General features: G+C 47.8%; 21 protein-coding genes. 17 read left to right on the forward strand and 4 right to left on the reverse strand.

Features of this window, described 5'->3' with window-relative positions; genetic code table 11:
- The first annotated feature begins 9 nt into the window (after nucleotides 1-9).
- The gene (locus tag BMY78_RS06365) at nucleotides 10-492 is read left to right on the forward strand and encodes a MarR family winged helix-turn-helix transcriptional regulator (protein WP_090895727.1); all 483 of its coding nucleotides are present in this window, start codon (nucleotides 10-12) and stop codon (nucleotides 490-492) included.
- A gap of 85 nt (nucleotides 493-577) precedes the next feature.
- Here the strand turns inward: BMY78_RS06365 and BMY78_RS06370 are convergent, their stop codons facing one another.
- The gene (locus BMY78_RS06370) at nucleotides 578-877 is read right to left on the reverse strand and encodes a hypothetical protein (RefSeq protein WP_072732330.1); all 300 of its coding nucleotides are present in this window, start codon (nucleotides 875-877) and stop codon (nucleotides 578-580) included.
- A gap of 214 nt (nucleotides 878-1,091) precedes the next feature.
- Between BMY78_RS06370 and BMY78_RS06375 the strand changes: the two genes are divergently transcribed.
- The 3 genes from BMY78_RS06375 (at nucleotide 1,092) to BMY78_RS06385 (ending at nucleotide 4,987) form a co-directional block, all read left to right on the forward strand.
- Nucleotides 1,092-3,116 carry a Na+/H+ antiporter gene (locus tag BMY78_RS06375; protein WP_090895729.1) on the forward strand — a complete coding sequence of 675 codons (2,025 nt, stop codon included), beginning with the start codon at nucleotides 1,092-1,094 and terminating at the stop codon, nucleotides 3,114-3,116.
- Nucleotides 3,117-3,204: 88 nt separating this feature from the next.
- On the forward strand, nucleotides 3,205-4,143 hold the full coding sequence (locus BMY78_RS06380; RefSeq protein WP_090895731.1) for an aldo/keto reductase: 939 nt from the start codon (nucleotides 3,205-3,207) through the stop codon (nucleotides 4,141-4,143).
- Between the two features lie 67 nt (nucleotides 4,144-4,210).
- Nucleotides 4,211-4,987 (forward strand): polysaccharide deacetylase family protein, encoded by a 777-nt coding sequence (locus tag BMY78_RS06385; protein ID WP_090895732.1) that lies wholly within the window; start codon nucleotides 4,211-4,213, stop codon nucleotides 4,985-4,987.
- A gap of 137 nt (nucleotides 4,988-5,124) precedes the next feature.
- On the opposite strand, the gene BMY78_RS06390 is transcribed toward BMY78_RS06385, so the two are convergent.
- Both BMY78_RS06390 and BMY78_RS06395 read right to left on the reverse strand, forming a co-directional pair.
- On the reverse strand, nucleotides 5,125-6,666 hold the full coding sequence (locus BMY78_RS06390) for a DHA2 family efflux MFS transporter permease subunit (RefSeq protein WP_090895734.1): 1,542 nt from the start codon (nucleotides 6,664-6,666) through the stop codon (nucleotides 5,125-5,127).
- Between the two features lie 8 nt (nucleotides 6,667-6,674).
- Nucleotides 6,675-7,310, reverse strand: a complete 636-nt coding sequence (locus BMY78_RS06395) for a biotin/lipoyl-containing protein (protein WP_090895736.1) — start codon at nucleotides 7,308-7,310, stop codon at nucleotides 6,675-6,677.
- 201 nt (nucleotides 7,311-7,511) lie between these two features.
- Here BMY78_RS06395 and BMY78_RS06400 point away from each other — a divergent pair, with 201 nt between their 5' ends.
- The 3 genes from BMY78_RS06400 (at nucleotide 7,512) to BMY78_RS06410 (ending at nucleotide 8,926) form a co-directional block, all read left to right on the forward strand.
- The gene (locus BMY78_RS06400; RefSeq protein ID WP_090895739.1) at nucleotides 7,512-7,982 is read left to right on the forward strand and encodes a hypothetical protein; all 471 of its coding nucleotides are present in this window, start codon (nucleotides 7,512-7,514) and stop codon (nucleotides 7,980-7,982) included.
- A gap of 125 nt (nucleotides 7,983-8,107) precedes the next feature.
- Entirely contained in the window at nucleotides 8,108-8,314 is a 207-nt protein-coding gene (locus BMY78_RS06405; RefSeq protein ID WP_063564738.1) for a YwbE family protein, read from the forward strand.
- Nucleotides 8,315-8,335: 21 nt separating this feature from the next.
- Nucleotides 8,336-8,926, forward strand: coding sequence for a DUF4269 domain-containing protein (locus tag BMY78_RS06410; protein WP_090895741.1), 591 nt, complete (start codon nucleotides 8,336-8,338; stop codon nucleotides 8,924-8,926).
- A gap of 13 nt (nucleotides 8,927-8,939) precedes the next feature.
- On the opposite strand, the gene BMY78_RS06415 is transcribed toward BMY78_RS06410, so the two are convergent.
- Nucleotides 8,940-10,376, reverse strand: coding sequence for a hypothetical protein (locus BMY78_RS06415; protein ID WP_090895744.1), 1,437 nt, complete (start codon nucleotides 10,374-10,376; stop codon nucleotides 8,940-8,942).
- Between the two features lie 370 nt (nucleotides 10,377-10,746).
- Between BMY78_RS06415 and BMY78_RS06420 the strand changes: the two genes are divergently transcribed.
- The 10 genes from BMY78_RS06420 (at nucleotide 10,747) to BMY78_RS06465 (ending at nucleotide 25,509) form a co-directional block, all read left to right on the forward strand.
- Complete coding sequence (locus BMY78_RS06420) at nucleotides 10,747-12,546, forward strand: sensor histidine kinase (protein ID WP_090895746.1); 1,800 nt, start codon at nucleotides 10,747-10,749, stop codon at nucleotides 12,544-12,546.
- Nucleotides 12,521-14,140, forward strand: a complete 1,620-nt coding sequence (locus BMY78_RS06425) for a response regulator transcription factor (protein WP_177185670.1) — start codon at nucleotides 12,521-12,523, stop codon at nucleotides 14,138-14,140. Before BMY78_RS06420 ends, BMY78_RS06425 begins: the two co-directional genes overlap by 26 nt.
- A gap of 174 nt (nucleotides 14,141-14,314) precedes the next feature.
- Nucleotides 14,315-15,310 carry an ABC transporter permease gene (locus tag BMY78_RS06430; protein ID WP_177185671.1) on the forward strand — a complete coding sequence of 332 codons (996 nt, stop codon included), beginning with the start codon at nucleotides 14,315-14,317 and terminating at the stop codon, nucleotides 15,308-15,310.
- Between the two features lie 17 nt (nucleotides 15,311-15,327).
- Nucleotides 15,328-16,236, forward strand: a complete 909-nt coding sequence (locus BMY78_RS06435; RefSeq protein WP_053783705.1) for a carbohydrate ABC transporter permease — start codon at nucleotides 15,328-15,330, stop codon at nucleotides 16,234-16,236.
- A gap of 182 nt (nucleotides 16,237-16,418) precedes the next feature.
- Nucleotides 16,419-17,945 (forward strand): ABC transporter substrate-binding protein, encoded by a 1,527-nt coding sequence (locus BMY78_RS06440; protein ID WP_090895751.1) that lies wholly within the window; start codon nucleotides 16,419-16,421, stop codon nucleotides 17,943-17,945.
- A gap of 122 nt (nucleotides 17,946-18,067) precedes the next feature.
- Nucleotides 18,068-18,766, forward strand: coding sequence for a hypothetical protein (locus BMY78_RS06445; protein ID WP_090895753.1), 699 nt, complete (start codon nucleotides 18,068-18,070; stop codon nucleotides 18,764-18,766).
- A gap of 330 nt (nucleotides 18,767-19,096) precedes the next feature.
- Entirely contained in the window at nucleotides 19,097-20,842 is a 1,746-nt protein-coding gene (locus BMY78_RS06450; protein ID WP_090895756.1) for a sensor histidine kinase, read from the forward strand.
- Nucleotides 20,843-20,931: 89 nt separating this feature from the next.
- A complete protein-coding gene (locus BMY78_RS06455; RefSeq protein WP_090895758.1) occupies nucleotides 20,932-22,554 on the forward strand; it encodes a response regulator in 1,623 nt (540 codons plus the stop codon).
- A gap of 124 nt (nucleotides 22,555-22,678) precedes the next feature.
- On the forward strand, nucleotides 22,679-24,370 hold the full coding sequence (locus BMY78_RS06460; protein ID WP_090895760.1) for a type 2 periplasmic-binding domain-containing protein: 1,692 nt from the start codon (nucleotides 22,679-22,681) through the stop codon (nucleotides 24,368-24,370).
- A gap of 248 nt (nucleotides 24,371-24,618) precedes the next feature.
- Nucleotides 24,619-25,509 (forward strand): ABC transporter permease, encoded by an 891-nt coding sequence (locus tag BMY78_RS06465; RefSeq protein WP_062321959.1) that lies wholly within the window; start codon nucleotides 24,619-24,621, stop codon nucleotides 25,507-25,509.
- Nucleotides 25,510-25,514 lie beyond the last annotated feature (5 nt).

Below are 25,514 nucleotides of genomic sequence, written 5' to 3' on the forward strand. Positions count from 1 at the left end.
GGAACGTTTATGAGCCCGGATACGGAGCGAAACTCTCAATTGGCAAATGTGGATCAATTGTTGGAGGCCTTCTTCAGATATAAAAATAAAGTATTGGATCAGCAGCAAAAGAATGAAACAAACTGCAAATTGAATCCGACGAAAAGTCATATATTGGGTATGATTCTACGTGAAGAACGCTGTATGGCTGTGGATGTGGCCAGACAACTTAGTCTATCTTCAGGAGCAACCACAATTGTGCTGAATCAACTGGAAAGCGAAGGTCTTATTCAGCGGGTGCGCAGCGAAGAGGACCGAAGAATTGTATGGTTGTCCTTAACGGAAGATGGGAAGCAGCTTGCAAAAATGTTGATTAATAATCGCGGTCGGATGACGTGGGAACTTTTGCAGGCGCTTACGGAAGAGGAACAACTGCAGATGTTTGGCATGCTGAAGAAAATTGAGCTAAAACTGCTGGAGAAAATGAAAACGTTGGAACAAACGCATCGCTAAATAAAAGGTGTGTAAAACGCCAGCCTTCAAGATTTGAAGCCCGCTTTGGGACTTGAATCTTGAAGGCTGGCGTTTTAATTTTCAATCAGAGATGGAAACGTTGAATGTGATCGGTCAGACCTTCCTGGATCAGAATTTCCTTCTGTTTTTTACCGAGCAGGTCAAAATGGGGGAAAGGCTGACGCCGATGGATGTAACGTGGGTCGAGTCCATGCTCTCTACACCAGTCCTCAAGCCGTTTCAGATCTGAACAACCCACTTTCGTCACACTGGTAATGCCCGGAAAACGGTTATCAATCCAGAAATGAGTGAGATAGGCAAGGTCGCCACGAGATACACGTTCTTTCCACTCGGCCAGCTCCTGTCGTTTAATTCCAAATGCCATAGACACCAAGTTCCTTTCCAAACGGGTATTGTCCTGAGCATATTGTAACATCTTATAAACAGAACCAATCAGAAATCTGCAATCGGACTGTTGTCCATTCGTTTTGGACGGTATTGAATATGACAACATTTTTATAATAAACTTTGGTTTATGTTAAAATAAGGCTATACCAAATGGTTTTCACCACTTCATTATTCGGAAAGGGATTGTCATCATGGAACTATTTATCGCCGTGCTTGTTTTGCTGGTACTGATCGGTTTATCGAATATTTTGAACCGGTTTGTACCCTTTATCCCCGTTCCGTTGATTCAGATTGTTCTTGGTGTAGCCATTGCACTATTACCTGCGGGTGTACATCTGCCACTGAATCCGGAACTGTTTTTTGTGCTCTTTATCGCTCCGTTGCTGTACAACGACGGGAAGCGAACACCGAGGCACGAGCTGTGGAATCTAAGAGCGCCCATCCTTTTGCTGGCCCTGGGCCTTGTATTTGTCACGGTTGTCGTGGCAGGATATGCCATTCACTGGCTCATTCCAACCATTCCGCTTCCTGCGGCTTTTGCACTTGCGGCAATTCTGTCCCCGACAGACGCTGTGGCTGTAGGCGCTATGGCAGGTCGTGTGCATTTACCCAAGAGCATACATAGGCTTCTTGAGGGAGAAGCATTAATGAATGATGCATCCGGTCTGGTTGCATTCAAATTTGCGATTGCCGCCACGGTTACAGGGGTATTTTCCCTGGCTCAGGCTTCATTTAGTTTTATACTTATCGCGATTGGCGGGTTGCTGATTGGTGCCCTGTTATCGTTCCTGTTGATCCGACTGGGTGTCTGGATTCGGCGTCTGGGGATGGAAGATGTCACGATTCATATGTTACTGCAAATTTTAACGCCCTTCGTCATTTATTTGGTAAGTGAGGAGGTCGGTGTTTCGGGCATTCTTGCGGTCGTCGCCGGCGGGATCATTCATGCGATTGAGCGTGACCGGACCGAGTCTGTACAACTGAAGATGCAGGTGGTATCGGCCAGTACCTGGTCTGTCATTCTATTTATTTTGAACGGATTGGTCTTTGTCATTCTGGGGGTACAGATTCCGGATGTGCTGAGTACCATCTTCGAGAATGTCTCGTTTGATAACCTCCAAGTACTTGGCTATGTGGGCCTCATCTCAGTGTTGTTGTTGGTGCTTCGTTTTGTCTGGATCTATCTGTTCTGGAAAGGAAATGAAAATTCCGGTGAGGCGTTGTCGAGCGGGAAGCCCCGGCTGAAAGAAATTACGATCATTACTCTTTCGGGTGTGAGAGGGGCTGTAACACTGGCGGGGGCCTTCTCCATCCCTTATGTTCTCCAAGACGGGTCTCCATTTCCTGAAAGGGATCTGATCATATTCCTGGCGGCAGGTGTGATTCTGTTCACTCTGATTGCTGCGAGTGTGTTCCTTCCTATTCTTGCGAAGAACGAAGAAAAAGCGGAGGAGGGTACACCGCAAACGACGGAACGAAAAGCACAGGGTATTATGCTGAATGCTGCCATTCGTGCAGTCAAGTCGGAAATGAATGATGAGAACAAAGCGGCTGCGCTTGCGGTTGTTTCCGACCTGTCGAAATATATCAGGCAGGCGGCTGGCGAGCTTACTGCCGGTAAGCGCAAGGACATTTTGAAACAGGAAACAGCAATTAATCTCATCGGTACGCGGGCTGAACGCAAGGAGATTGAGAAGATGATGGATGAAAATGTAATTGCTTCGGAAGCCGCCTTTAAATGTAACAGCTGGCTGGATCGTAAGGAAATGATGCTTGCGAACCGTACGAATACCCAGATGATGTTCTCGCTTAGTGAAATTGGACGCGTGTTTGGACATGTGTTTATGAATCGTTCAAAGAAGCCGGATCAGCCATTTATGCTTGAGAATGCTGACCTGTTCCGTCAAGTGAAGATGCGTACCTCTGAAGCAGCGATCAAGGCGATTCGTGCTCATATGAACGATAGTAACCGGATCGTGGCTTTGTCGGTTATCTCCAGATATGAACGGGTTATTGCCAAGTTACGCACCTGGAATCAGGGCAAAACCGAAGATCCATTTGATCAGGAAAAGCTGGAATTGCAAATGGTGGCGATTCAGGAGCAGCGCAATACGATACAGCAGCTATACGAAAATGGTGAAATCAACCGCGATGTGGCCGCCAAACTTCGTCGATTCATCAATGATGTGGAAGCCACTGCGCTGAAAAACACTTAATCCGATAAACCCGATAATTTAAATATGCTTAACCCTCTGATATAATATAATTTGAGTTATCAACGCTCAGAAAAGGAGATGGATGAGAATGGCAGAACAACGTACTCGTTTGGGCAAAACAGATCTGATGGTTAACCCGATTGGATTGGGGGCAAATGCAGTAGGAGGACATAATATCTATCCGAATATGCTGAATGATGAGATAGGCAAGGATGTCGTTCGTACGGCTTTGAAACAGGGCATTAACTTTTTGGATACTGCTTTCATCTATGGACCTGAGCATTCAGAACGGTTAATAGGTGAAGTGCTGAAAGAAACGGGTCAGCGCCAAGATACCATCATTGCAACGAAAGCAGCACATCAATTTGTGGATGGCAACGTCGTTTTTGATAACTCGCCTGCTTTCCTCAAAACCTCTGTAGATGAGGCTTTGAAACGTCTGCAGACCGATTATATCGACTTGTTTTATATACATTTCCCGGATGAGCATACACCGAAGGATGAAGCAGTAGGTGCACTGAAACGTTTGAAGGACGAAGGTAAAATTCGTGCCATCGGAGTGTCCAACTTCTCCATTGATCAGCTGCGTGAGGCGAATCAGGATGGAGATGTGGATGTACTGCAGTCTGAATATAATCTGTTCAAAAGAGAAGCGGAGAAAGAATTACTGCCCTATACGGCAGAGCATAACATTTCTTTTGTACCTTACTTCCCTCTGGCAGCAGGTCTGCTGGGAGGCAAATATAATCAGGATACAACCTTCCAGGATGGACGGGCCAAGAACCCGTTATTCACGGGGGAAGCCTTTATTCAGAATCTGGACAAGGTGGAACAACTACGAAGCATTGCACAGTCCAAGAATGCGGAGGTGGCACATCTCGTTCTGGCCTGGTATCTGACACAGCCCTCCATTGATGCGCTCATTCCTGGTGCCAAGAAACCGGAGCAGGTCATCAACAATCTAAAAACACTGGATGTTGAGCTCACAGCCGAGGAAATTGCAGTCATTGATCAAATATTTCGTTAATTAGTTCTAATGAATCGGGAAATGCTAACAGGGAGTTTACGTTTGAAGATAAAGAGAGGACATAAACATGAACCTGAAGGCAGCCCGATTCATCGGATTGTGTACGCTGTTTTTTTTGCTTGGTAGCAGTTCTGCCTTAGCCAAACCTGTGCAGAAGAATCGACAGTATTATGAGGAACGGGGAGAGATTGTGTGGGAGGTTCCCACGCATGACAAACTCATCGCACTGACCTTTGATGATGGACCAGATCCTGTCCAAACCCCGCAGATTCTGGCTCTGCTCCAGCAATATCAGGCCAAAGGCACTTTTTTTGTGCTTGGTAAATGGGCGGAAAAGTTTCCTGATCTGATTAAGCAGGAGCAGCGGGAAGGACATGAAATCGCCAATCATACGTATGCACATACGTACGCGGTCAGGTCAACAAGGGCGGACAAGTACAGCCGCGAAATGAACATAGCGGAGAAATCCATTGTTGGAGCAGGGGCTCAGCGTCCCACGCTGTTTAGACCCCCGGGAGGCTATTACAATGACATGGTCATTCAGGTCGCCAAACAGCAAGGCTATACGATTGTGCTATGGTCCTGGCATCAGGACACACGTGATTGGGCTTCACCAGGTGTATCAGCCATTGTGAACAAAGTGCTGAAGAACGCACGTAACGGGGATATTGTGCTGTTTCATGACAAGGTGGAGGGCAAGTCCCAGACGGTTGCTGCGCTAAAAACGATTCTGCCCAAGTTGCAGGAGCAAGGTTATCGTTTTGTAACCGTATCGGAACTGCTTGCCGTTAAGGCGAGAGAGGCTGCCAAGGATGACAATTCATCCATGCCCCAGCATCCATAGTGCAAGCCAAAAACCGCAGGTCTCTGATTAAAGAGACTTGCGGTTTTTTATTGTTTCAATTTATAAAAGGGAAGCTTGCAGATCCGATCCGTGATACAGGGTTTTATATAGGCTTTAGGGTTGCCAAGCGCCCAATTTTAGCGTTCAGGCTTGACTTTACGAGGACGGGAGCGAGCCCGCCGCAGGAACAACGAGAGAAACAGGCCAATGATCGAAATCCAGGTCGCTACGATGAAAGCATCATTAATGCCTTCAATGGTTGACGTCTGAACAGCGATACCATAGAGCTGTTGTAATGCAAGGCTGGAGCCTTGTTCTGGAGGCATTCCAGCCGCAGTTGCCATTTGCGTGCCGAGCACACCCACTTGTTCCGTCAGTGCTACATTGGTTGTCGTCACAGTGTTGCTGTAATCAGCCAAATGAATGCCTGCGCGAGTTGCCATCACCGTAATGAGCAGGGCGGTCCCGATCGAACCTGCGACCTGTCTGACCGTATTGGACATGGCCGTACCATGACTGGTGAGATGAGGCGGCAATTGGTTTAACCCCTCTGTCTGTACAGACATCATTAGCATGGACATACCGAAGCTACGGAACGTATATAGCATCATGATGTGGCCATAGGGCGTCTCCCCCGTCAACTTGCTAAACTCGAAGGTGGAGATGGCGGTAATGATCAAACCGACAATGGCGAGCGGGCGAGAGCCGATCCGGTCAAACAGCGCTCCTGAGATGGGAGACATGACCCCCATTAGCAATGCACCAGGCAGCAGCAGTAAGCCGGATTGCAGGGGAGAGAAGCCCCTTATATTTTGCAGATAGATCGGTAACAGCAGCATTCCGCCAAAGAGTGCCATGTTAATCGTTGCACTGACCAGCGTCGAGATGGTGAAGATGTCGTATTTGAATACACGAAATTCCAGCAGCGGGTTCTTCATGGCCGTCTCTCGGAGGACAAAGAAGACGATGAAGAGCACGCCGATAATCAGTGTCAACAGCACAGTTGCACTGGTCCAGCCTTTATCTCCGGCAGAGCTGAATCCATATAACAGAAAGCCGAAACCGATGGTGGAGAATAATGCGCCAAAACCATCAAATTTCGGTGAAGTAAGCTTGGACACATTTCTCAGCCAAATGAAGGCAAACAAAATATCAAGCAAAGCAAGCGGGATGACCATATAGAACAGAATTCGCCAGGTATAGTGTTCCACGATCCATCCAGATAACGTAGGGCCAATGGCCGGAGCAAACATCATGGCAATGCCCATCGTGCCCATGGCGGTTCCCCGTTTCTCAGGAGGGAATACAGTCAGAAACACGTTCATAACCAAAGGCATAATAATACCGGCTCCACTGGCTTGTACGATACGACCGATAAGCATGACCGTAAATCCAGGACTGATGGCACAGATTAACGAACCTAACGTAAACAACAGCATCGCAGTCACGAACAATTTGCGTGTACCGAACGACTCAATCAAGTAGGCGGTAATCGGAATGAGTACCCCGTTTACCAGCAAATAGGCTGTGGATAGCCACTGCACGGTCGTTGCTGAGACGTTAAAGTCATTCATCAAATGGGGGATGGCTACATTGAGCAAAGTCTGATTCAGAATGGCGATAAATGCGCCGAGCAGCAGGACAGCGATGGTTTTCCCAAGAGGTACTTGATTATCCATCAGCAGCCTTAGATATGAACGCGCACGGTAGCGCTCATGCCGGGAACCACACCCAGTCCTTTATATCCTTCAATCGTAATGATGATCGGGATGACTTGTGTTACTTTGGTGTAATTCGCATTGGTATTGGACGACGGCAGCAGCGAAAAGGAGGACGCAGTGGCAAGTCCGATCTGGTCTACTTTGCCTGTCAATGTGGTGTCTGGAAATGCATCGACATATACATCGACGATCTGACCCGTCTTAATTTTATCAATCGCGGTCTCATCCACATTGGCCGTCACGTACAGGTTATTGAAATCATAGGCCCGTGCGAGGGGCGTACCGGCAGATACTAGCGAATTCTCGACAGCGGTTTGTTGTACAATGGTGCCATTGACAGGCATCGTCACGGATGTGGATTTTCCTGCAGCGGTGACAGTGGCTACGGTATCGCCTGCATTAAATGTTGTTCCTACCTTGCCTTTCCAGGATCGAAGCTCACCGCTTACTGCAGAAGCCACGGAGATCGGCTGCCCGGTAACAAGCGCATTATCGGTTTTAACGTAGCTGGTGGATTGGTTGTAATAGTAGATTCCGGCCGCCCCAGCTCCCAAAATCACCAGTATAACGATGATATTGATCAAAATGGCACGTGAATTCATGCTGATCATTCCTCCTCAATTCGGTTTTCTGTACACCTTCTCTTTCAATCGGTGCTGAACGTCTTCTGCTGACAATCCTGTTTGGAGCATTCCCGCTACTTTGTCGCTCTATACGAAACAAGGTGAAATATTATTCGCAGAATAGGGCACCAATATATTGATTAAGGCTGCCTACAGGCGGATGATAAGGAGGATGCTCATATGTTGATCATTTTGGCGGTAATTGTTGTGATTGGTGTTGTGTTTCTGATGATTTATAACTCCAGATCGTCCCGCAAGGCTGCAGAAGCACGAGCTTCCAAAAACGCAGAGGTGGATGAAGGGCCTGTCCTGCTGCATGAAGAAGACCAAGCCCGGAACGAAGACCCAATTTACGCTGAGGAAGAGCAAGCAGAGGTTTTGGAACATGAAGATCACAGGCAAACGGAGATTCACCCTATGGATTCCACTTCGCAAGTGGCCCCTTCACCTCAGGAAAAAGAGACGCAGACGACAGAGGGTGACCAAGCTTACCGTCAAGCGTTGCTTCATTTCCGTAAACCTGCTGAAGTGGAAGAGGAAGCAGTGCTGACGGATACTAAAGAACCTGAAAAGAGTGCAGATGAAGTCTATCGATCAGCTCTGAAAGTGATGAAAAACAAATCCTCTGATCCCTCTTCCAAGCAGAAATAACCGTTCGGTTATGTTTTTGAACATGGGACATGGCTTTTGTTTTCAATCCAAAACGTCTACAATAGATGAAGCTTTGTGAATTAGGGCTGCATGACATGGAATACGTTGAAGAGGAGAGGAAACCCATGAACGGACAACAACGCGTAAATATCAAACCGGGTCTTGAAGTGGATATCGTGCTCAAGCAAGATCAGCCGACAGGCAAACTGACACGTGGTATCGTGAAGGATTTGTTGACCAAATCGCCTACACACCCGCATGGAATCAAAGTACGTTTGACCAGTGGGCAGGTGGGGCGCGTGAAACAAGTCGTTACAGGAGCGTCGGAATGAGCCAGTGCCCGAGGTTGTGACATGATTACAACTACGGATGTAATGGTACATTTGGCCTCGGGGAACGAGCGTCAGCAGGATGCGTATAAGGTACTGCAATCCAGTGGATTGTTGAGCATATTGGCTGCTTACCAGCCTTATCCGGCTGGAACAGTGCCCATTGATATTGATATTCCCGGAAGTGATCTTGATCTATTATGTGAGGCAGCGGATCTGGAGGCGTTCGAAACCTTGGTGCACCAACAACTGGGCGGAATGCAGGGTTTTCGATGCGACCGGGGGGATGGCCGTGCTGGCCAGCGTCCTTATGTGACCTGTAGTGTGGATATTGGAAACTGGCCTGTAGAGATTTTCGCTCAATCCATAGCTGTACGCAGGCAGAATGCTTATATTCATATGCTGGTTGAGTGGGAATTGTTGCAACTCTGGGGTGAAGCAGGACATCGGGAGATTCGCAAACTGAAGCTGGAAGGCTGTAAGACGGAGCCTGCATTCGCTGCGGTCCTGGGACTTCAGGGAGACCCCTATGACGAAATGCTTCATCTGGCCGCTATGAGCAAGGAAGAACTTTGGCAATGGGCCCGCTTGCGTACGTCTTTTCAGTTCGAATAGCCTGTTTAAGCAATTAGATGAGAAAGATAGCCACAATGGTGGTAACTGTTAATCCCAGCAGTACCGGCTTCAAATTGCGGCGTGCCAGTTCAAATGGACTGACTCCGCAAATGGCAGCGGCTGGAATTAAGGCCCATGGAATTAAGGTCCCACCGCCTACCCATATGGCGGCGACCTGGCCCAGTGCCGTCAAGACCGGTGCGGAATCTGCCGAACCTGCAAACATGGACGCAATGGAGCCGACCAGGGATATTCCGGAGAACCCCGAACCATCCATTCCCGTGACCGCTCCGGTCACAGTCATCGTTATAGCACCTACCGTATTATTCAGCGGCACTAGCCCTGCAAGAGCAACCCCCAAATCATTCACAATACCGTGTGAACCAGCAGGCAGCGGGTTGTTGAACAGCTCTGTGATCGCAGCATCTCCAAGATAAAAGAAAGCGGCAATCGGTATGACAGGACCAAACACCTTGAACCCGAACTGAAATCCTTCAATTAAATAGTTTGTTGTTTCTTCCGGACCTGTATGACGATGCGCGGCAAGTGATACGGCAATCAGAATGAGCACGGCTGTTCCGCCAATAAGTGCTGTGGCATCACCGCCTTGAAGTTTAAGTAAAAACATCAGAATGACATCGACTAAGAATAACAAGGGGATAATTAAAGCAAATGCCTTTTGCAAACGTGGCGGCATTGGTTGACGTTGAACGGCTGGCTTCTCTGAAATCGGCGCAGAGTCTGACAAAGGTGGATGTACGGTTACGGCTTCACCAGAGATCGGATCACTGAGTTTAACGGGAGAACCTGATTTCATCTCCTTGCGCAGCATCCAGAATGCGGTTACCGTTGATACTGTCCCCATCACGATGACAAGTGGGATACTTGCAGTCATAACAGCGGTAACGGGAAGTCCAGCTGCATCAGCTGTTAGTTTGGGTGCCCCTTGGATAATGTAATCCCCTGATAAGGCAATTCCGTGCCCGAACAGATTCATGGCAATGGCAGCACCGATGGGAGGAAGTCCGACGCGTACCGCTACCGGAAGAAGTACCGCCCCAACCAGGGCAACGGCAGGTGAGGGCCAGAAGAACAGCGATACGATCATCATAATGAATCCAATTCCCCAATAGGCGACCTGTGGAGAACGGATGAATCGGGTAAGCGGTGTCACCATGACTTCATTGATTCCCGTCCGAATTAACACTCGGCTCATGGCGACAATGATCGAGATGATAAAAATGGTGCTGAGCAGCTCTTTGGCTGCGTAGATAAAACTGCTGAAGATGCCGGAAACCGATCCGCTTAATGTTTCGGTCGCGAGGAGTCCAATGGTCATAATACCTGCGACACAAATGATGGTTGTGTCTCTACGCCGAACCATGACGGCGATAATCAAGATGATAAAAGCCAGATATACATAATGCAATGGGACGAGTTGAATATTCATCGGACATGCCTCCTTACATCCTTGGTGTCAATTCAAGGAGTGGTATATCGTATGCATGTCATCACCGGGCGTTCGTGGAGTATGGAGAAGGATTTTTTTTACAGATGGAGAACTAATTAGAGTATGGACCCTCGAACACGTATAGTAAACCAAGAAGTGCAAGTCACCAGAATTGACAGTAACAGGTCACGGAATCACATAGACAGACGCAAGCAAGTATGATTACAATAAACATGCCATTATAAGGAAGAAGATGGAAGAAACACAGAAGTAGATCATCTGAAAGCGGAAGAAATTGCTTAGGATTGATAGCGGTTACAACGATGTGCATAAGAACTGAAATCCAGATTAGACAAAAGGGCGGGAATTCATGAATTTCATCCGTTCACTGCGCTTTAAGTTTATTGTGGGTCTGACATTGATCATGCTGCCATTATTCATGCTGCTCTATTACAACAATGTGTACGCCATGAAAGTTGTGCGTGATCAAGTGTCTCTCACCAATATGAATCATCTTGCAAAAAGTGTGGAGCAGAACGAGCGCGTGCTGCAGGAGACCAATCGGTATTTATACAGTCTGGGCGAGCGAGATCCGGATATTATCTCCCTGTTTTTTCTCAAATATGGCAGCGGCGATTATATTATTGCGAAACAGCGCATTATGAACAAATTCATGACCGATATCGGATTTTATAATCTGATCGATTCATTTTTTCTGTACGATGCTGTGAATGATGATCTGTTGCTCGCTACTTCAGGCAATTATGATGTCAAAATGTCGATTGTGCAGGAGAGCATGCCGGTCCAGATGCAGCAGCTGGAGGGGGAAATTCAGAAGCCGGAGTGGAGCATCGTTCGGGGAGGCACATGGAATGCCTTGGTCAAAACGGTGCGGATCAACGCCCAGTTCTATGCGGGGGCGCTGGTGGACATGAACGCACTGAATCACCCCGAGCAATTCACGGAATCCGGTGACCGGGGAGGTGCAGTCATCGTGGGAGCAGATGGCGGGGCACTGTCCGATTCAGCCCTGAACTCGGCACAAATCAAACTGGCCGCAGCCCATATCACTGGATTGAATAATCCATACCAGGTGATCTCTGAAGTGACATCCACAGGCAATGCACGTCAGTATCTGATGCTTGGCATTCCCTCAGCCATGTCTGAGATGAATTATATTGTGCTGCTGCCCGAGGAGGACATGATGCGAAACCTGCCATTTTTTCAGCAGATCATTCGCCTGCTTCCGATTGGTGCAGCGGTCATCCTGATCACAGCTATGATTTTTCTCAGGCAGCTCCTGTTCCGTCCAATGAATGTGGTCATACGTGGGATGAGGAGGGTTAGCCGAGGAGAACTTGATGTGAGGCTTGAGACGCCGGCTTCATCTGAACTGGAGTTTGTCACGCACAGCTTCAATCAGATGACAAGTGAGATCCAGCATCTGAAGATAGATGTGTATGAGGAGCAATTGCGCACGAGGGAAGCAGAGTTCAAACAATTGCAGATGCAGATTAATCCTCACTTTTACCTGAATTCATTGAATATCATTCATAGCCTGGCTTCGTTGCAAAAGCATGAGCTGGTGCAGCAGATGGCTGGTCATCTGGCAGATTATTTCAGGTTCAGCCTGCGTGCAGGCAAACGTGTCATTCGATTGGATGAAGAATTGCAACATATCAGTCATTATTTGGAGATCCAGAAGCTGAGGTTTCCAAACAAGCTGGATTTCGTTCTGGATGTTGAACCGGATCTTGGGCACTATGTGCTGCCGCCCTTAACGATTCAGCCTTTTGTGGAGAATGCCATTATTCATGGTTTTCAGCGGCGCAAAGAGCCTTTTGTTATTCGCATAACAGCACGCAAGTCGAAAACGTTATCTGATCCTGCACCATCTTCGGTTCTTCAACTTTCGATTACGGATAACGGTGTTGGATTTGAGCAAGAAATACTGGAGCGCCTGCAACAGGGGCAATACGTCGAAGATCCGGGTGGACAGCACATTGGCATCTGGAACGTTATCCATCGGCTGCTTGTAAAGTACGGCGAACATGCCGGATTGCAGTTCAGCAATCAGACTGAAGGAGGGGCAGCAGTCCATATTCATATGCCCGCCCAGACGGAAGAGGAGGAAGGGGGAGCCAATGCGGAACCTGTTGATCGTGGATGATGAAGTATACGCCTTGCAAGCGATGGTGGAAGGGGTGGACTGGAGCCTGGCCGGAATTGACCAGGTATTCAGTGCTGGTGATGCGGAAGAGGCGAGAATGCTGATGAGAACCCATCCCATCGATATAATGATCTGTGATATTGAAATGCCGGGTGAAACGGGACTGGATCTGCAGAGCTGGGTGTTAAAGCATGATCCCGGCATGCTGACGATTTTTCTTACAGGTCATGCCCTGTTCGATTATGCCCAAACGGCAATCAAGCTGAACAGCTTCGATTATGTGCTGAAACCTGCTCCCGCCGACCAGCTGCTCAAGGTTGTGAGCCAGGCCATGGACAAAATCAAGGATGGCGAGCAGCGTTCCCGCACCAATGAAGTATATGAGACCGTGTATAAACGCTGGCAAACGCATAAACCGCTGTTAACCGAGCGTTTCTGGAAAGACGCCATTTCACAGCGTGTAACCTTAACTCAGCAAAAGCTTCAGGAGCTGGCCGAGGTATATGGAGCCGAGATTGATCCGCAAGTGCGCGTGTTGCCCATTGTCATTTCCGTCGAAGAATGGGTGCGGGACTTCGATCTGCGTGATGAGGAAGTCCTTGAATATGCGCTTCGCAATGCTGCCAAGGAAATGCTGCTTGGTGACAAACCCGGTGAAGTGTTTCAGGACCACAGTGGACTAAATATTGTGCTTGCATACGAACACGATGGTATCGTACCTACGGCAGGTGAAGTGGAACAAGGATGTCAGAGCTATATTCAAGAGTGTGGTACTTACTTTTATTGCCGATTATCCTGTTACGTCGGAGTCCCGGTTGCTGTTACAGATTTACAGGGGATGCTGAATGAGCTGATGGACATGGAGCGTCGCAATATCAACGAGCTTGAAGGGGTCTTTATCTATGACGAGGTAGGCCGAGATACGGAGGACCGCTTTCTGCCAATACCGTGGTTTTCCGAGCTGTCCATCCTGTTCGAAACGGGAAAGTTTGACGACCTGCGCGAGCGTGTGGATGAAATCTTTGAATTGCTGGCTGCACAGGAGCGTTTGTCACCCGAAATTCTGCGCTTGTATTACCATGCCATGCTGCATGTAATCTACCCGCTGCTGCATCAGAAAAATGTATCCGTACGCAGCCTGTACCCCGGAGAACGGGAGCCGGAGGAAAACGTTGTGACACGTTCGTTGCCCCAGCTGAAGCAGTGGACATTAGACCTGATCAGTCGTACGATCCCGGTATTGTACCCGGACGATCACAGTCCAATGACGATTGTGGACCAGTTATGCATTTACATTGAAAATCATATTGGTGAAGAGCTGATGCGAGAAGAACTTGCATCCTTTGCCGGATTTAATCCGGCCTATCTATCCCGTCTGTTTCGGAAAGAAAAGGGTATGTCGCTTTCCGAATTCATTCTCCAGCGCAGAGTAGCCAAAGCGAAGACGTTATTGTCCCAGTCTACCGTGAAGGTGACGGATATCGCAGGCAAGGTCGGGTACTACAATTACTCTCATTTTACGAAAATGTTCAAAAAGTGCACGGGCATTACCCCACAGGAGTTTCGTAAACAGTCCCGAACGGTACAAATTTGACGCAGCATGCTGCGTCTTTTGTTTTTTTGTGCCCTAAAGTCATAATTTGATAAGTGAACAGGTCACCACAGCAGATAGTGGACCTGAACGCCCCGCCGTATACTTGAACCACAGGAGACACAGCGGTGTTTCATCCTGAGGATGAAATTCAAGAGGAGTGAGGGAGAACAAGTTATGAAGACACAACCCCAGGCGGGTAAGGCAGCACGTCTATCGAAAGGAACGGACCTACCGGATATACCGGTTCGAAAACGAAAGTCTGTCCTGTACAATCTAGGTAAATTCAAGGTTTTGTATCTTATGTTTTTGCCAGGCATTCTGTTTCTGCTGGTAAACAACTACATGCCGATGTTCGGCGTTCTGATTGCATTCAAAAATGTAAACTATGCGGACGGCATTTGGGGCAGTCCGTGGAGCGGCTGGGATAATTTCAAGTATTTGTTCTCCACCAGCGATGCTTGGGAGATCACCCGTAATACGCTCGCATATAACACCGTATTTATTGCGCTGAATTTATTTGTAGGTGTAGGACTTGCGATATTGTTGAATGAAGTGAAGAACAAGGCAATGTCCAAATTGTATCAGTCCCTTATGCTGCTTCCGTATTTTCTGTCGATGATTGTAGTCAGTTATCTGGTGCTCGCTTTTCTCGGCAAGGATTCGGGCTTCATGAATTCAACGATTCTTCAGCTCTTTGGCGGACAACCAATTGACTGGTATTCAGAGCCTAAGTATTGGCCGTACATTTTGCCGCTGGTGAATACATGGAAAAATATTGGTTATTATGCCGTCATTTATCTGGCAGCAGTGGTAGGCATCGATGAGGAATATTATGAAGCGGCCGTGCTGGATGGCGCGAGCAAGTGGCATCAGATTCGCTTCATTACCGTTCCGTTTCTCGTACCGCTAATCGTGATTATGACATTGCTGCAGATCGGTCGTATTTTCTACGCGGATTTCAGCCTGTTCTACCAGGTTCCGCTGGAATCGGGCGCATTGTTCCCGGTCACGAACGTTCTGGATACATATGTGTACCGAACCTTCCTTATTGGAGGAGATATCGGGATGTCCTCGGCAGCCGGGCTGTATCAGGCTGTTGTCGGATTTGTACTTGTACTCGTATCCAATACGATCGTTAGGAGAATGGACAAAGATAATGCATTATTTTGAGAGGAGGCAAGCCAGCTGTGAAATCACGTGATCCATTAGCCGTGTCGCGGCGTTCCGCGTCTATCATACACGCTATGTTTATATTCTATGCCATTGCCTGCATCGTGCCGATCCTGCTTGTCTTCGCGATCTCATTCTCGGACGAGACGACGGTCATTGCGAACGGGTATAAGCTGATTCCGGAGAAGTTTAGCCTGACTGCCTATGAATTTCTGTTCAAGGATATGGATCAGATCATCCATTCCTATGGCATATCCATTATCGTAACCGTGATAGGTACAATAACGAGTGTAGCACTGACGGCATTGTATGCGTATCCGCTTTCCCGGAGGGATTTGCCGTATCGAGGGTGGTTCGCCTTTTTCATCTTTTTCACCATGCTGTTCAATGGCGGTCTGGTCCCGTGGTATCTCGTCTATGTGAACGTACTGGATTTGAAAAACTCGATTCTGGCACTGATCATGCCGCTGCTGCTGTCACCGTTCTTCGTGCTGGTCATGCGTACGTTCTTCGCTAACTCCATTCCGGTATCGATTCTTGAATCGGCACGGATTGATGGAGCGGGTGAACTGAGAACCTTTACACGTATCGTGCTTCCGCTCTCCCTTCCGGTGATGGCGACCGTTGCACTGTTCAGCACATTGAATTACTGGAACGACTGGTATCTCAGCATGATTTTTATATCCGATAACCGGACGATCAGCCTTCAGTACCTTATGTACCGGACGCTGCTCGATATTCAATATTTAACATCCAACTCCAATGTCTCTTCACAGATTTCCTCACAGGGCGGATTGCTGAATCTGCCGAATAAAACACTGCAAATGGCGATGGCTGTTGTCGGTATCGGTCCAATCGTACTGGCATATCCATTCTTCCAGCGGTATTTCATCAAGGGCCTTACTGTAGGCGCAGTGAAGGGGTAACTCCGGCCGGTTAGCGGAGAGAGCAACGGATCATTGAAGATGGACCTGAGGGGGCATATACAAAAAGCAGCGAGTACAGTCACGCCGGAGGGCCGGCGAAGGAACGGACTTATGCAGATTGGGAAACATTGCGAATTGGGGCAATCGGTTGCAAGGTCCAACATATGACGGGAGGGGTTCACTTGGTTAGAACGTTTAAGGTATGGCCGCGTTTTGCGGCAGCAGTTATGGCGCTGAGCCTGGTACTGGCAGGCTGCTCATCAGACAAAGGCGGAACAACACCGGAAGCACAGGGTGGCGGTGCAGCGGAGAGTGGGGGCAAGCCCTATGAAGTCACGCTGTATTATCCAGGGACACCACAGAAAGATGTGGCTCTGGTCGAAGCCGAGATCAACAAAAAGATGGAGCCCAAGATCGGGGCAACACTCAAGATCAATGCGATCGACTGGGGTCAGTGGGATAACAAGCTGAATCTTATGATCTCTTCAGGAGAAAAAGCAGATATTATTTTCACGGCGGCTTGGCAAAATTATACGGTCAATGTGGCAAAAGGTGCATTCTTGCCGCTGAACGATCTACTTGACAAGTATGGGCAGGATATCAAGAAAAATCTCGATCCAGCCTTTCTGGAAGGCTCGCAGGTGGATGGCGTAAACTATGGCGTTCCTACCAACAAGGAGCTGGCAGCGACGCGTGGTGTACTGGTACGCAAAGATCTGGCTGACAAATACAAGCTCGATCTGACCGCAGTGAAAACATGGGCTGACCTGGAGCCATTGCTCAAAACGATCAAGGAAAATGAGCCGAGCGTCACCCCGTTCTATATGTCGAATACCAACGGTAACGGGCTGCTGGAAAATCTGGACTGGGATTATCTCGGTGATGCATCCGTTCCAGGCGTCATCTCCAAAACAGCGGGTACAACGACGGTACTGAACGAAGTAGAGACCCCTGAATTCAAGGAAGCCGCTGAGCTTGCACGCAAGTGGTATCAGGCTGGATACATTAACAGTGACGCAGCGACTTCCAATGTGTTCCCGAAAGATCAGGCGAAGGCAGGCAAGGCTTTCCTGTGGACCGATGGCATGAAGCCGGGCAAGGATAAGGAAGAAGAAGGGTATGTCGGATATCCACTGACCCAGATTGAGATGACACAGCCTACAATTACAACAGGGGATGCTTCCGGTGCGATGCTGGCGATCTCCCGTTCCTCCGAGCAGCCGGAGAAGGCGATGCAAGTCATTAACCTGCTGCATTCCGACAAAGAAATCAACAACCTGCTCAACTTCGGAATTGAAGGCACACATTATGTGAAAAAAGACGGACAGGACAACATTATTACCCTGCCTGAAGGGGTAGATGCGAACAGTCGCACTTACAATCCGGGCGCACAATGGCAGCTGGGCAACCAGTTCCTGAACTATCTCTGGGATAATGAAGATCCGCAGAAATGGGAAAAGTTCAAGGAGTTTAATGCCAAAGGTGTTAAGTCACCTGCACTGGGCTTTACGTTCAACAGTCAATCCGTCAAAAACGAAATTGCTGCAGTCAACAACGTGAACAAACAGTTCAAACCGGGTATGACCTCGGGTGCAGTAGATCCGAACGAGATGATCCCGAAATATCTGGAGAAGCTGAAAGCCGCAGGTATTGATAAAATTATTGCTGCCAAACAAGAGCAGCTCGACGCCTTCCTGGCGAAAAAGTAGAATTGAGATGCAAAACCAAAGACGTTTTCGGTGAAAAACCGGAGCGTCTTTTTTTATTTGGATCGTAAACCATAATAAGGAAAAATATGATATAATCAGGTGGCTGATTAGGGGGTGTTCTTGTGTCGAGAACCAGACTTGTGTTCTCTGCGATATTATTGCTGTTTGGCATCATTTTTACGTTTAAGCATCACCTCGGTTTCTCTGTGGGGGACACGATGTTGTCTGCTATAGGCATGTCGCCTTATACCACATCCTACGTAAGTGGTGTGCATATCACGTTATTTTTTGGAATGGGTATATTAGCGTGCAGCTACTATCTTACTCGCAAAGAAATCATGCCATTATATCCGGTTCTGGCCAAACGGCTCTGGCTGATCGTTCTCGCGATTGTTCTCAGTTATTCCTACATGACGGATAAATTGATGTATGTAGCGAAATGGGGGGCTTCCGGTATCCATGGTGTTTCCTATGTCCAAAATGATAGCTCCTGCACCTATGATGTACTGGACAATGGCATTACACGGGTAAACTGTGACCTGACACTCAAAAATTACACCCGAGAGCCTGTAGCAGCTGTGCTCTTGCCTGACTTGGCCAGCAGTTACAAACACCAGGATGATCCGCTCTATGAATCCCTGCAATCTGTGCAGCTGAAGCCGGTGCATATAGAGATTGAGCCGCATGGAACATTTAAGGGTCAACTGGCGTTTTCCGGTTTGGCTGGCTCCCCGCTGCGAGTTAAAGGTAAGCTAACCGATATTGTAATGGATGTCGCCGTAGATGGAGAGAACACCGTGTTTGACTACGATATTCCATAATGATTTTGCGTTAGCACGATAGAATAAATACATAAGAAGAGTGTAAAGAATTAGAAGAAATGAACCAATATACAGGGTTTAGTAAGGAGCTGGCTGATGTCGGCTCTTTTTGGCGTGGAAGTTGCAATTAGTGCAGAAAAGTTGGTTTTGTCACCTTTATGCATGTATATGGTAACGCTTACGATGTATAGAGAAGCTCTTTAAAGAGGTTAAGTCAGGAGTAACAGTTGAGCTATGAAGCGGATTCGCCCAGAAAAAACAGTTTATGTTTATCGCTTTCATCGTTAAAATTAGATTCACTGACTAATGAAGGCAAGGTGAGGTAAGAAGATGTCATACCGGACGAATCTATTTTCCAAAATGGTCATTTTAATTCTAATTATGCTGGTCCCAGTCGTACTGCTGTACTGGTATTCCAACCATAAAACGACAGCAGTTCTGCGGGATGAGCTCAATCGCTCCAACAGCAACCAACTGGAATTTTTTCAAAATCAGGTGAATACACACATCGAGTTGTTATCCTCGTGGCCAAATCTGCTCATTCATGATCCTGATATTGCGAGCTTCCGGCGGATCTACGCCGACAGTAAATATTTCGACCTGGATACGATCAATCTGGTTAAACGTATTCAGAACAAGCTGAGCATCCAGGAGAGTTCGTCCAACTGGACAACGAAATTGTACCTCTATTCACCGACGCTCGGCAGGGTCATCTCTGAACGAGATGCCGGCTATTACGATCAGCAGACGCTGCGAGGCAACATATCATCCGGATGGAATGTTCGAAAGATTCAAGATGGGCAGGATGATCGATTCATTTTCAGCTGGATCACCGTATCACCATACGGCATTAGCGATCCTGCAGCCAATGCGCAGACTGTAATTAAGCTTGAATTCGACAGTGACAACATTCGAGATATGCTGGACAAATTCAAGGACGATGGTCGCCATGATCCCTTCTATTACCGGGAAGAGACGGGGGTTATCTATAACCGAACCTCGGATCGTGTCCTCACAGGTCAGTTGATGGACAAGCTGGCCATTGATAAGCTCAAGGATGTGGATAACCGGACGGTAGTCATCGACGGCGAGCCTTACATGGTTAATACGGTAAAGTCCAGCACGACAGGCTGGTATCTGGTTGATTACATGCCATTATCAGCTATTCTGAAGCCGATTCACCAGTCCAATATCCTATTTTATTCGGCCATGATTTGTCTGCTATTGATGAGTTTTGCCGTGGCCTATCTGTTATATGTACAGGTCCAAGTCCCTGTCAAACAGTTGATTCGTGGATTCCAACGATTGAAGCAGGAGGATTATTCAGTCCGAATTACACCCAAAGGACGTAATGAATTCAGCTTTTTGTCCGAACGATTTAACTCCATGGTGGCGCAGATTCAGCAGTTGTTTGAACACGTGTATCTGGAACAGATTCATGTGCGTGAAGCCCGGCTGAAACAGCTGCAATCGCAGATTAATCCACACTTTTTCTATAATTGTTTCTCGTTCATTACGAGCATGGCCAAGTTGAAGCGTGTCGACGCTGTCGTTGCCATGTCCCATAATCTGTCCCGATACTATCGGTATACGACAAGGCAGGAGCGTGATGTGGTGCCGCTCACAGAGGAAATTGAATTCGTCACCTGTTATCTGGAGATTCAGCAGATGCGTATGGACCGAATACGTTTCAAAATTGACTTATCCGAGGACATTTTGCGGCAGGAGGTACCTCCGCTCATCGTACAACCACTAGTGGAGAATGCGGTAATACATGGGATTGAAGCCGATGCCGAAGCTGGGGAAATACGGGTGTCGGGAGAACAGAGAAATGGCATGATGATTCTTACCGTAGATGACGACGGGCACGGTATGGATGAGCAGGCCCGGCAGATGCTGCTTCACAAACTCACAGGAGGTATGGATCAAGAGATGGGTTGCGGGTTGTGGAACGTTAATCAGCGTCTTCAGCTCAGGTATGGGGACCAGGCGGGCATTAGCATAACGGAATCACCGCTCGGTGGGCTGCGTGTTACCTTGTCTTGGCCTGCTGATGAGAAACATCTTCTTGAATAGAAAGATAGAAATAGAGACGCCATATGATCACAGCATGATAACAAAAGAAAGAATACATTGCATAACGAAGCAAATAGGGAGTGACTGTCTTGATTGATATTTTACTGGTGGATGATGAGACGTATGTAACTGAAAGTCTGGAATTAACCATTCCCTGGGGAGAGCTCGGGGTTACGACGGTTTTCCGTGCGGCATCTGGGAAGGAAGCGCTGCAGATCTTGGAAGAGAATGCAGTGGACCTCGTGGTGACCGATATTCGAATGCCAGGCATGTCCGGACTGGAGCTGATTGAGGAGGTAAGCAGTCGCTGGGCGCATATCCGCTGTATTCTGCTGACCGGACACAGTGATTTTCAATATGCCAAGAAAGCGATTCAGCTGCAGGCTGCCGATTATATTCTCAAGCCGGTGAACGATGAGGAGTTCATGGCTTCGGTCTCCGCCGCCATCACGTCCCTTCGGGATGATTGGGATGAATTTGATAAATACCATCGGTTGTTATACAGCCGGAAGTCAGATTATAAAATTTTGCGGGAGAATCTGTTGCATGATCTGTTGCTGGGCCGCGAGATTACAGCTCGGGCACTGGGTGAACAGCTTGAGAAGTACGAGATTGTGCTCCAGCCCGATCAACCGGCAGTTATGATGCTGATTCGCCTTACAGGCCGGTTCTCCGCAATGGATCAGCAATCACTGGATTTGATGGAGTTTGCCGTTGGCAATATCGCAGAAGAGGTTTTTGGTCCCCATTTTAACGTGTGGTTTGGACGAGGTCCCCATGAGAGTCTGGTCATGATTATACAGAGTCCGGTCTGGACGGAGCCTGCTCAGACACATGTGGAAGAGCTGAAGCAGCCAGCTGGCACTTTCCGCGAGCATGTTATTCGATATCTGCAAGGCGATCTGTCCATGGTGGTCACAGCACCGTTTCAATTTGCCGATCTGACCACCGCTTATCGTAAAGGTTTGGGATCACTCGTGCTGTCGGGTCCAGATGAAAATACGATCATTTACATGGACAAAGAGCTGTCCAAACGACCGGAGAACGATGCGGCACAAGCGCTTGAAGAGCTCTATAAGCCACCCGTACTGCCTCAATTGCTTGAAACCAAACAGTGGGAGGCGGCGGCACGTAAACTGAATACCGTCTTTGATGCAGCGGAACGTGTATGTCTCTCCAGAGAGCATGTATATGAGATGTATTTGTCTGTAACGAATGCCTTTATGTATATCGCGCACAAGCAGGGGCATCTCGTACATGAGATTGATCATGCGGGATTTGACCTGCTGCTCGCGCATCAGTTGATCCAATCACCTGACAAGCTTCGTCGCTGGGCGACTGAAATGCTTGCCAAACTGCAGGAGGAGCTATCGGATCACGAAGGTGTACAGAGTCGCAGACACGTCATCAAGCAGGTTCAGGAGATGGTAACGAGAGACGCAGGACAGGATCTGTCCGTGAAGATGATCGCAGACAAGGTGTATTTGCATCCCGTGTATTTGTCCAAAATCTACAAAGCCGAGACAGGTGAGGGGCTGGGAGATTATATGATTCGCATGCGGATGGAGCGTGCATTGTATTTGCTCAAAAACACCAATAAAAAGATATACGAGATTACCAGTGAGCTGGGGTACCAGAATCCGCAATATTTCAGCAAAATGTTCAAAAAGCATTACGGCATGACACCGAATGAATATCGGGATCAGGCATAATTTCAACATCATTCCAAGATATAGGTTGCCAAAGGTGCAGAAATCTTGTTTTCGTGACATAGGCTGAAAGACCCGGCAGGCCTATAATGAAAGGGTAACCAAAATGATTAAGGGGGAACAACAAATGAGAGCGAAATCTACAAAAAAGAGATGGCTACCGCTCCTCGCTACGACAACCTGTCTCGCTGTCATCCTATCTGCATGTGGAGGAGGCAACAGTGGCGGTGAGAACGCGGGTTCGAGCACGCCAGCCGTTGAAAACGAATACAAAGAAAAATATGATCCGGCAGTAACGATTACAACAGCATGGGGAATCGACCCTGAGCTGAAATTCAAAAATGGCGAATCGATGGAAAATAACGTGGCAACCAAGTGGGCCAAAGACAAATTTGGAATTGAAATCAAATCCTTGTGGTCTGTGACAGATACGAACAGTGCATTTGCAACCAAACTTCGTCTTGCAATGTCTTCCGGTCAGGAAATGCCGGATGTTGTGACAATAGGGCAGCCGGATAATTTAGTTGCTCAAGATTTGATTGACTCCGGCATGTATCAGGAAGTTGGGCCGCTGTTCGACAAATATGCTTCTGATACATGGAAAAAAGCGATGGAGCAAGATCCAAATGTATGGAATCAGTACAGCAGAGATGGCAAAAAAATGGGTATTCCGGTGCTGGACTACGCCTACAACAATGATTATCTACTCTGGATTCGCCAGGATTGGCTGGACAAGCTGAATTTGGAGGCGCCAAAAACCATTGACGAACTGGAAACGGTAATGGAAGCCTTCAAAAATAAAAATCCGGATGGATTGACTCCAGACAAGGTTACTCCACTGAGCATTGGCTTCAAAACTTCCATGAACACATGGATGGGTGATCCATCCTGGATCTTCGGCGCATATGGTACTTTGCCTCAGCAATGGAATTTAGGAGCAGATGGCAAGCTGGAGTATGGTTCCATCAATCCTGGCATGAAGCAAGGTCTGACCAAATTGAGCGAATGGCTCAAAAAAGGATATATCCCGCAGGAAGCAGCGTTGTGGGATGAGAACAAAACAGCAGAGCCTGCAGTGGCAGGTACAGCCGGTATTATCCCTGGTCCTTACTGGATGAGCGGATGGCCGCTGATCGACACAGTGAAAAACGTACCAAGTGCTGTGTGGAAACCGATTGCAATTCCGGCAGGCCCTGATGGCAAAGCGATGCGTCACGGAACACAATTTGTTAATGGTGTTACGCTGATCAAAAAAGATATGGAACATCCGGAAGCATTCTTCACATACCAGAACTACCTGTTCGACAACTATGCTGATCCAGCCAAAGGAAGTCCGTATGACAACGGTCTGTTTGAAGGCTATGATTATCAATTGGATGCAAATGGGAAACAAGTGAAACCGGCTGATATGGACGGTGGATATGTGAATGTTGTACGTTATTTGCTCGTTCGTGATGGCGCACGTATTCCGGATGCACAGATGAAAGCCCTGATGAATCTGGCTGATGGCAAGGAACCAGAAACAAAGCTGGAGAAAGATGTAGCGGTGAACTATGGGCCAGAGACGCCTGCAGCTGCCAAAGAATTGCTTGATCAGAAGGACATCTCGTTCAAAAACATGTTTACAGGTCCTACAACTTCAACTATGAAATCCAAGCTCGACTATCTCAATAAAATTGAGAACCAAACGTTTAACGAAATCATTTATGGCAAAAATCCGGTAGATGCGTTCGATACATTTGTACAAACGTGGAAATCGGGTGGCGGTGACCAAATCACACAAGAGGTCAACGAATGGTATGACAGTGTGAAAAAATAAGGATACAGGAGCGTGCAGACCAACTAGGTCTGCACGCTTTTTTTGTCGTTATGAGAGCTTGATTTGCTTGCGGGAGGTGCATGTCAGCAGTGAATGAATGACTCGAATGACAGCGAGTCCAAACTGGTTGCTTTTGTGCCATTTATATTGCTTTTATGTGCTGTTTGACCTATGCAAACGGTTGATATAATCGCAGTATAAGCCACTCAGGGAGCACTTGAGTAGGAAGAATTACAGGGGGAGCAATCATGAGAACTTTAAAACGAACTTGGCCATTTCACGTAATGCTGCTGCCAGCCATCATCTTTCTGATTATATTCAGTTATGTGCCTATGGGCGGAATTGTTATGGCATTTCAGAACTACAAACCTTGGCTCGGCATCAGCGGCTCGGAGTGGGTCGGGCTTGATAATTTTAGATATTTGTTTGAACGCGAGGATAGCCTGCAAGTCATTTGGAATACACTGATCATTGCTGTGCTCAAACTGATCTTTAACTTGTTTGTCCCGTTTGTGTTCGCGATTCTGCTCAATGAGGTTCGCAAGATGGCGATCCAGCGAACGATCCAAACCTTGGTGTATCTGCCTCACTTCTTGTCTTGGGTCATCCTGGGCGGAATTCTGATTGATCTGTTATCGACCGGAGGACTGGTGAACCGGGTACTCGGGACATTCGGACTTGGGCCATATTTCTTCCTTGGAGATAACAGCTGGTTCCGACCAACGATCATTCTAACGGATGTGTGGAAGGAATTTGGCTATAACATGATTGTCTTCCTGGCTGCCCTTGCCGGCATTAACCCGGCGCTGTATGAAGCAGCAGAGATTGACGGAGCGGGTCGTTGGAAGCAGACGCTGCATATTACCATTCCGTCTCTTGTACCGATGCTGATGGTGGTTGGAACACTGGCACTGGGCAACGTGCTTAACGCCGGGTTCGATCAGATTTTCAACCTGTACAACCCGCTCGTATATCAAACAGGCGACATTATTGATACATTCGTTTATCGCTCGGCGCTGGAAAATGGAGAGATGGGCTTCGCGACCGCCATTGGATTATTTAAATCGGTCATCAGCATGGTCTTGATCCTTGTATCCTACAGCTTAGCCAAAAAATACGCCGGATATCGCATATTCTAATCGAA

It is taken from the genome of Paenibacillus sp. OK076 (assembly GCF_900110055.1).
GTDB lineage: Bacteria > Bacillota > Bacilli > Paenibacillales > Paenibacillaceae > Paenibacillus.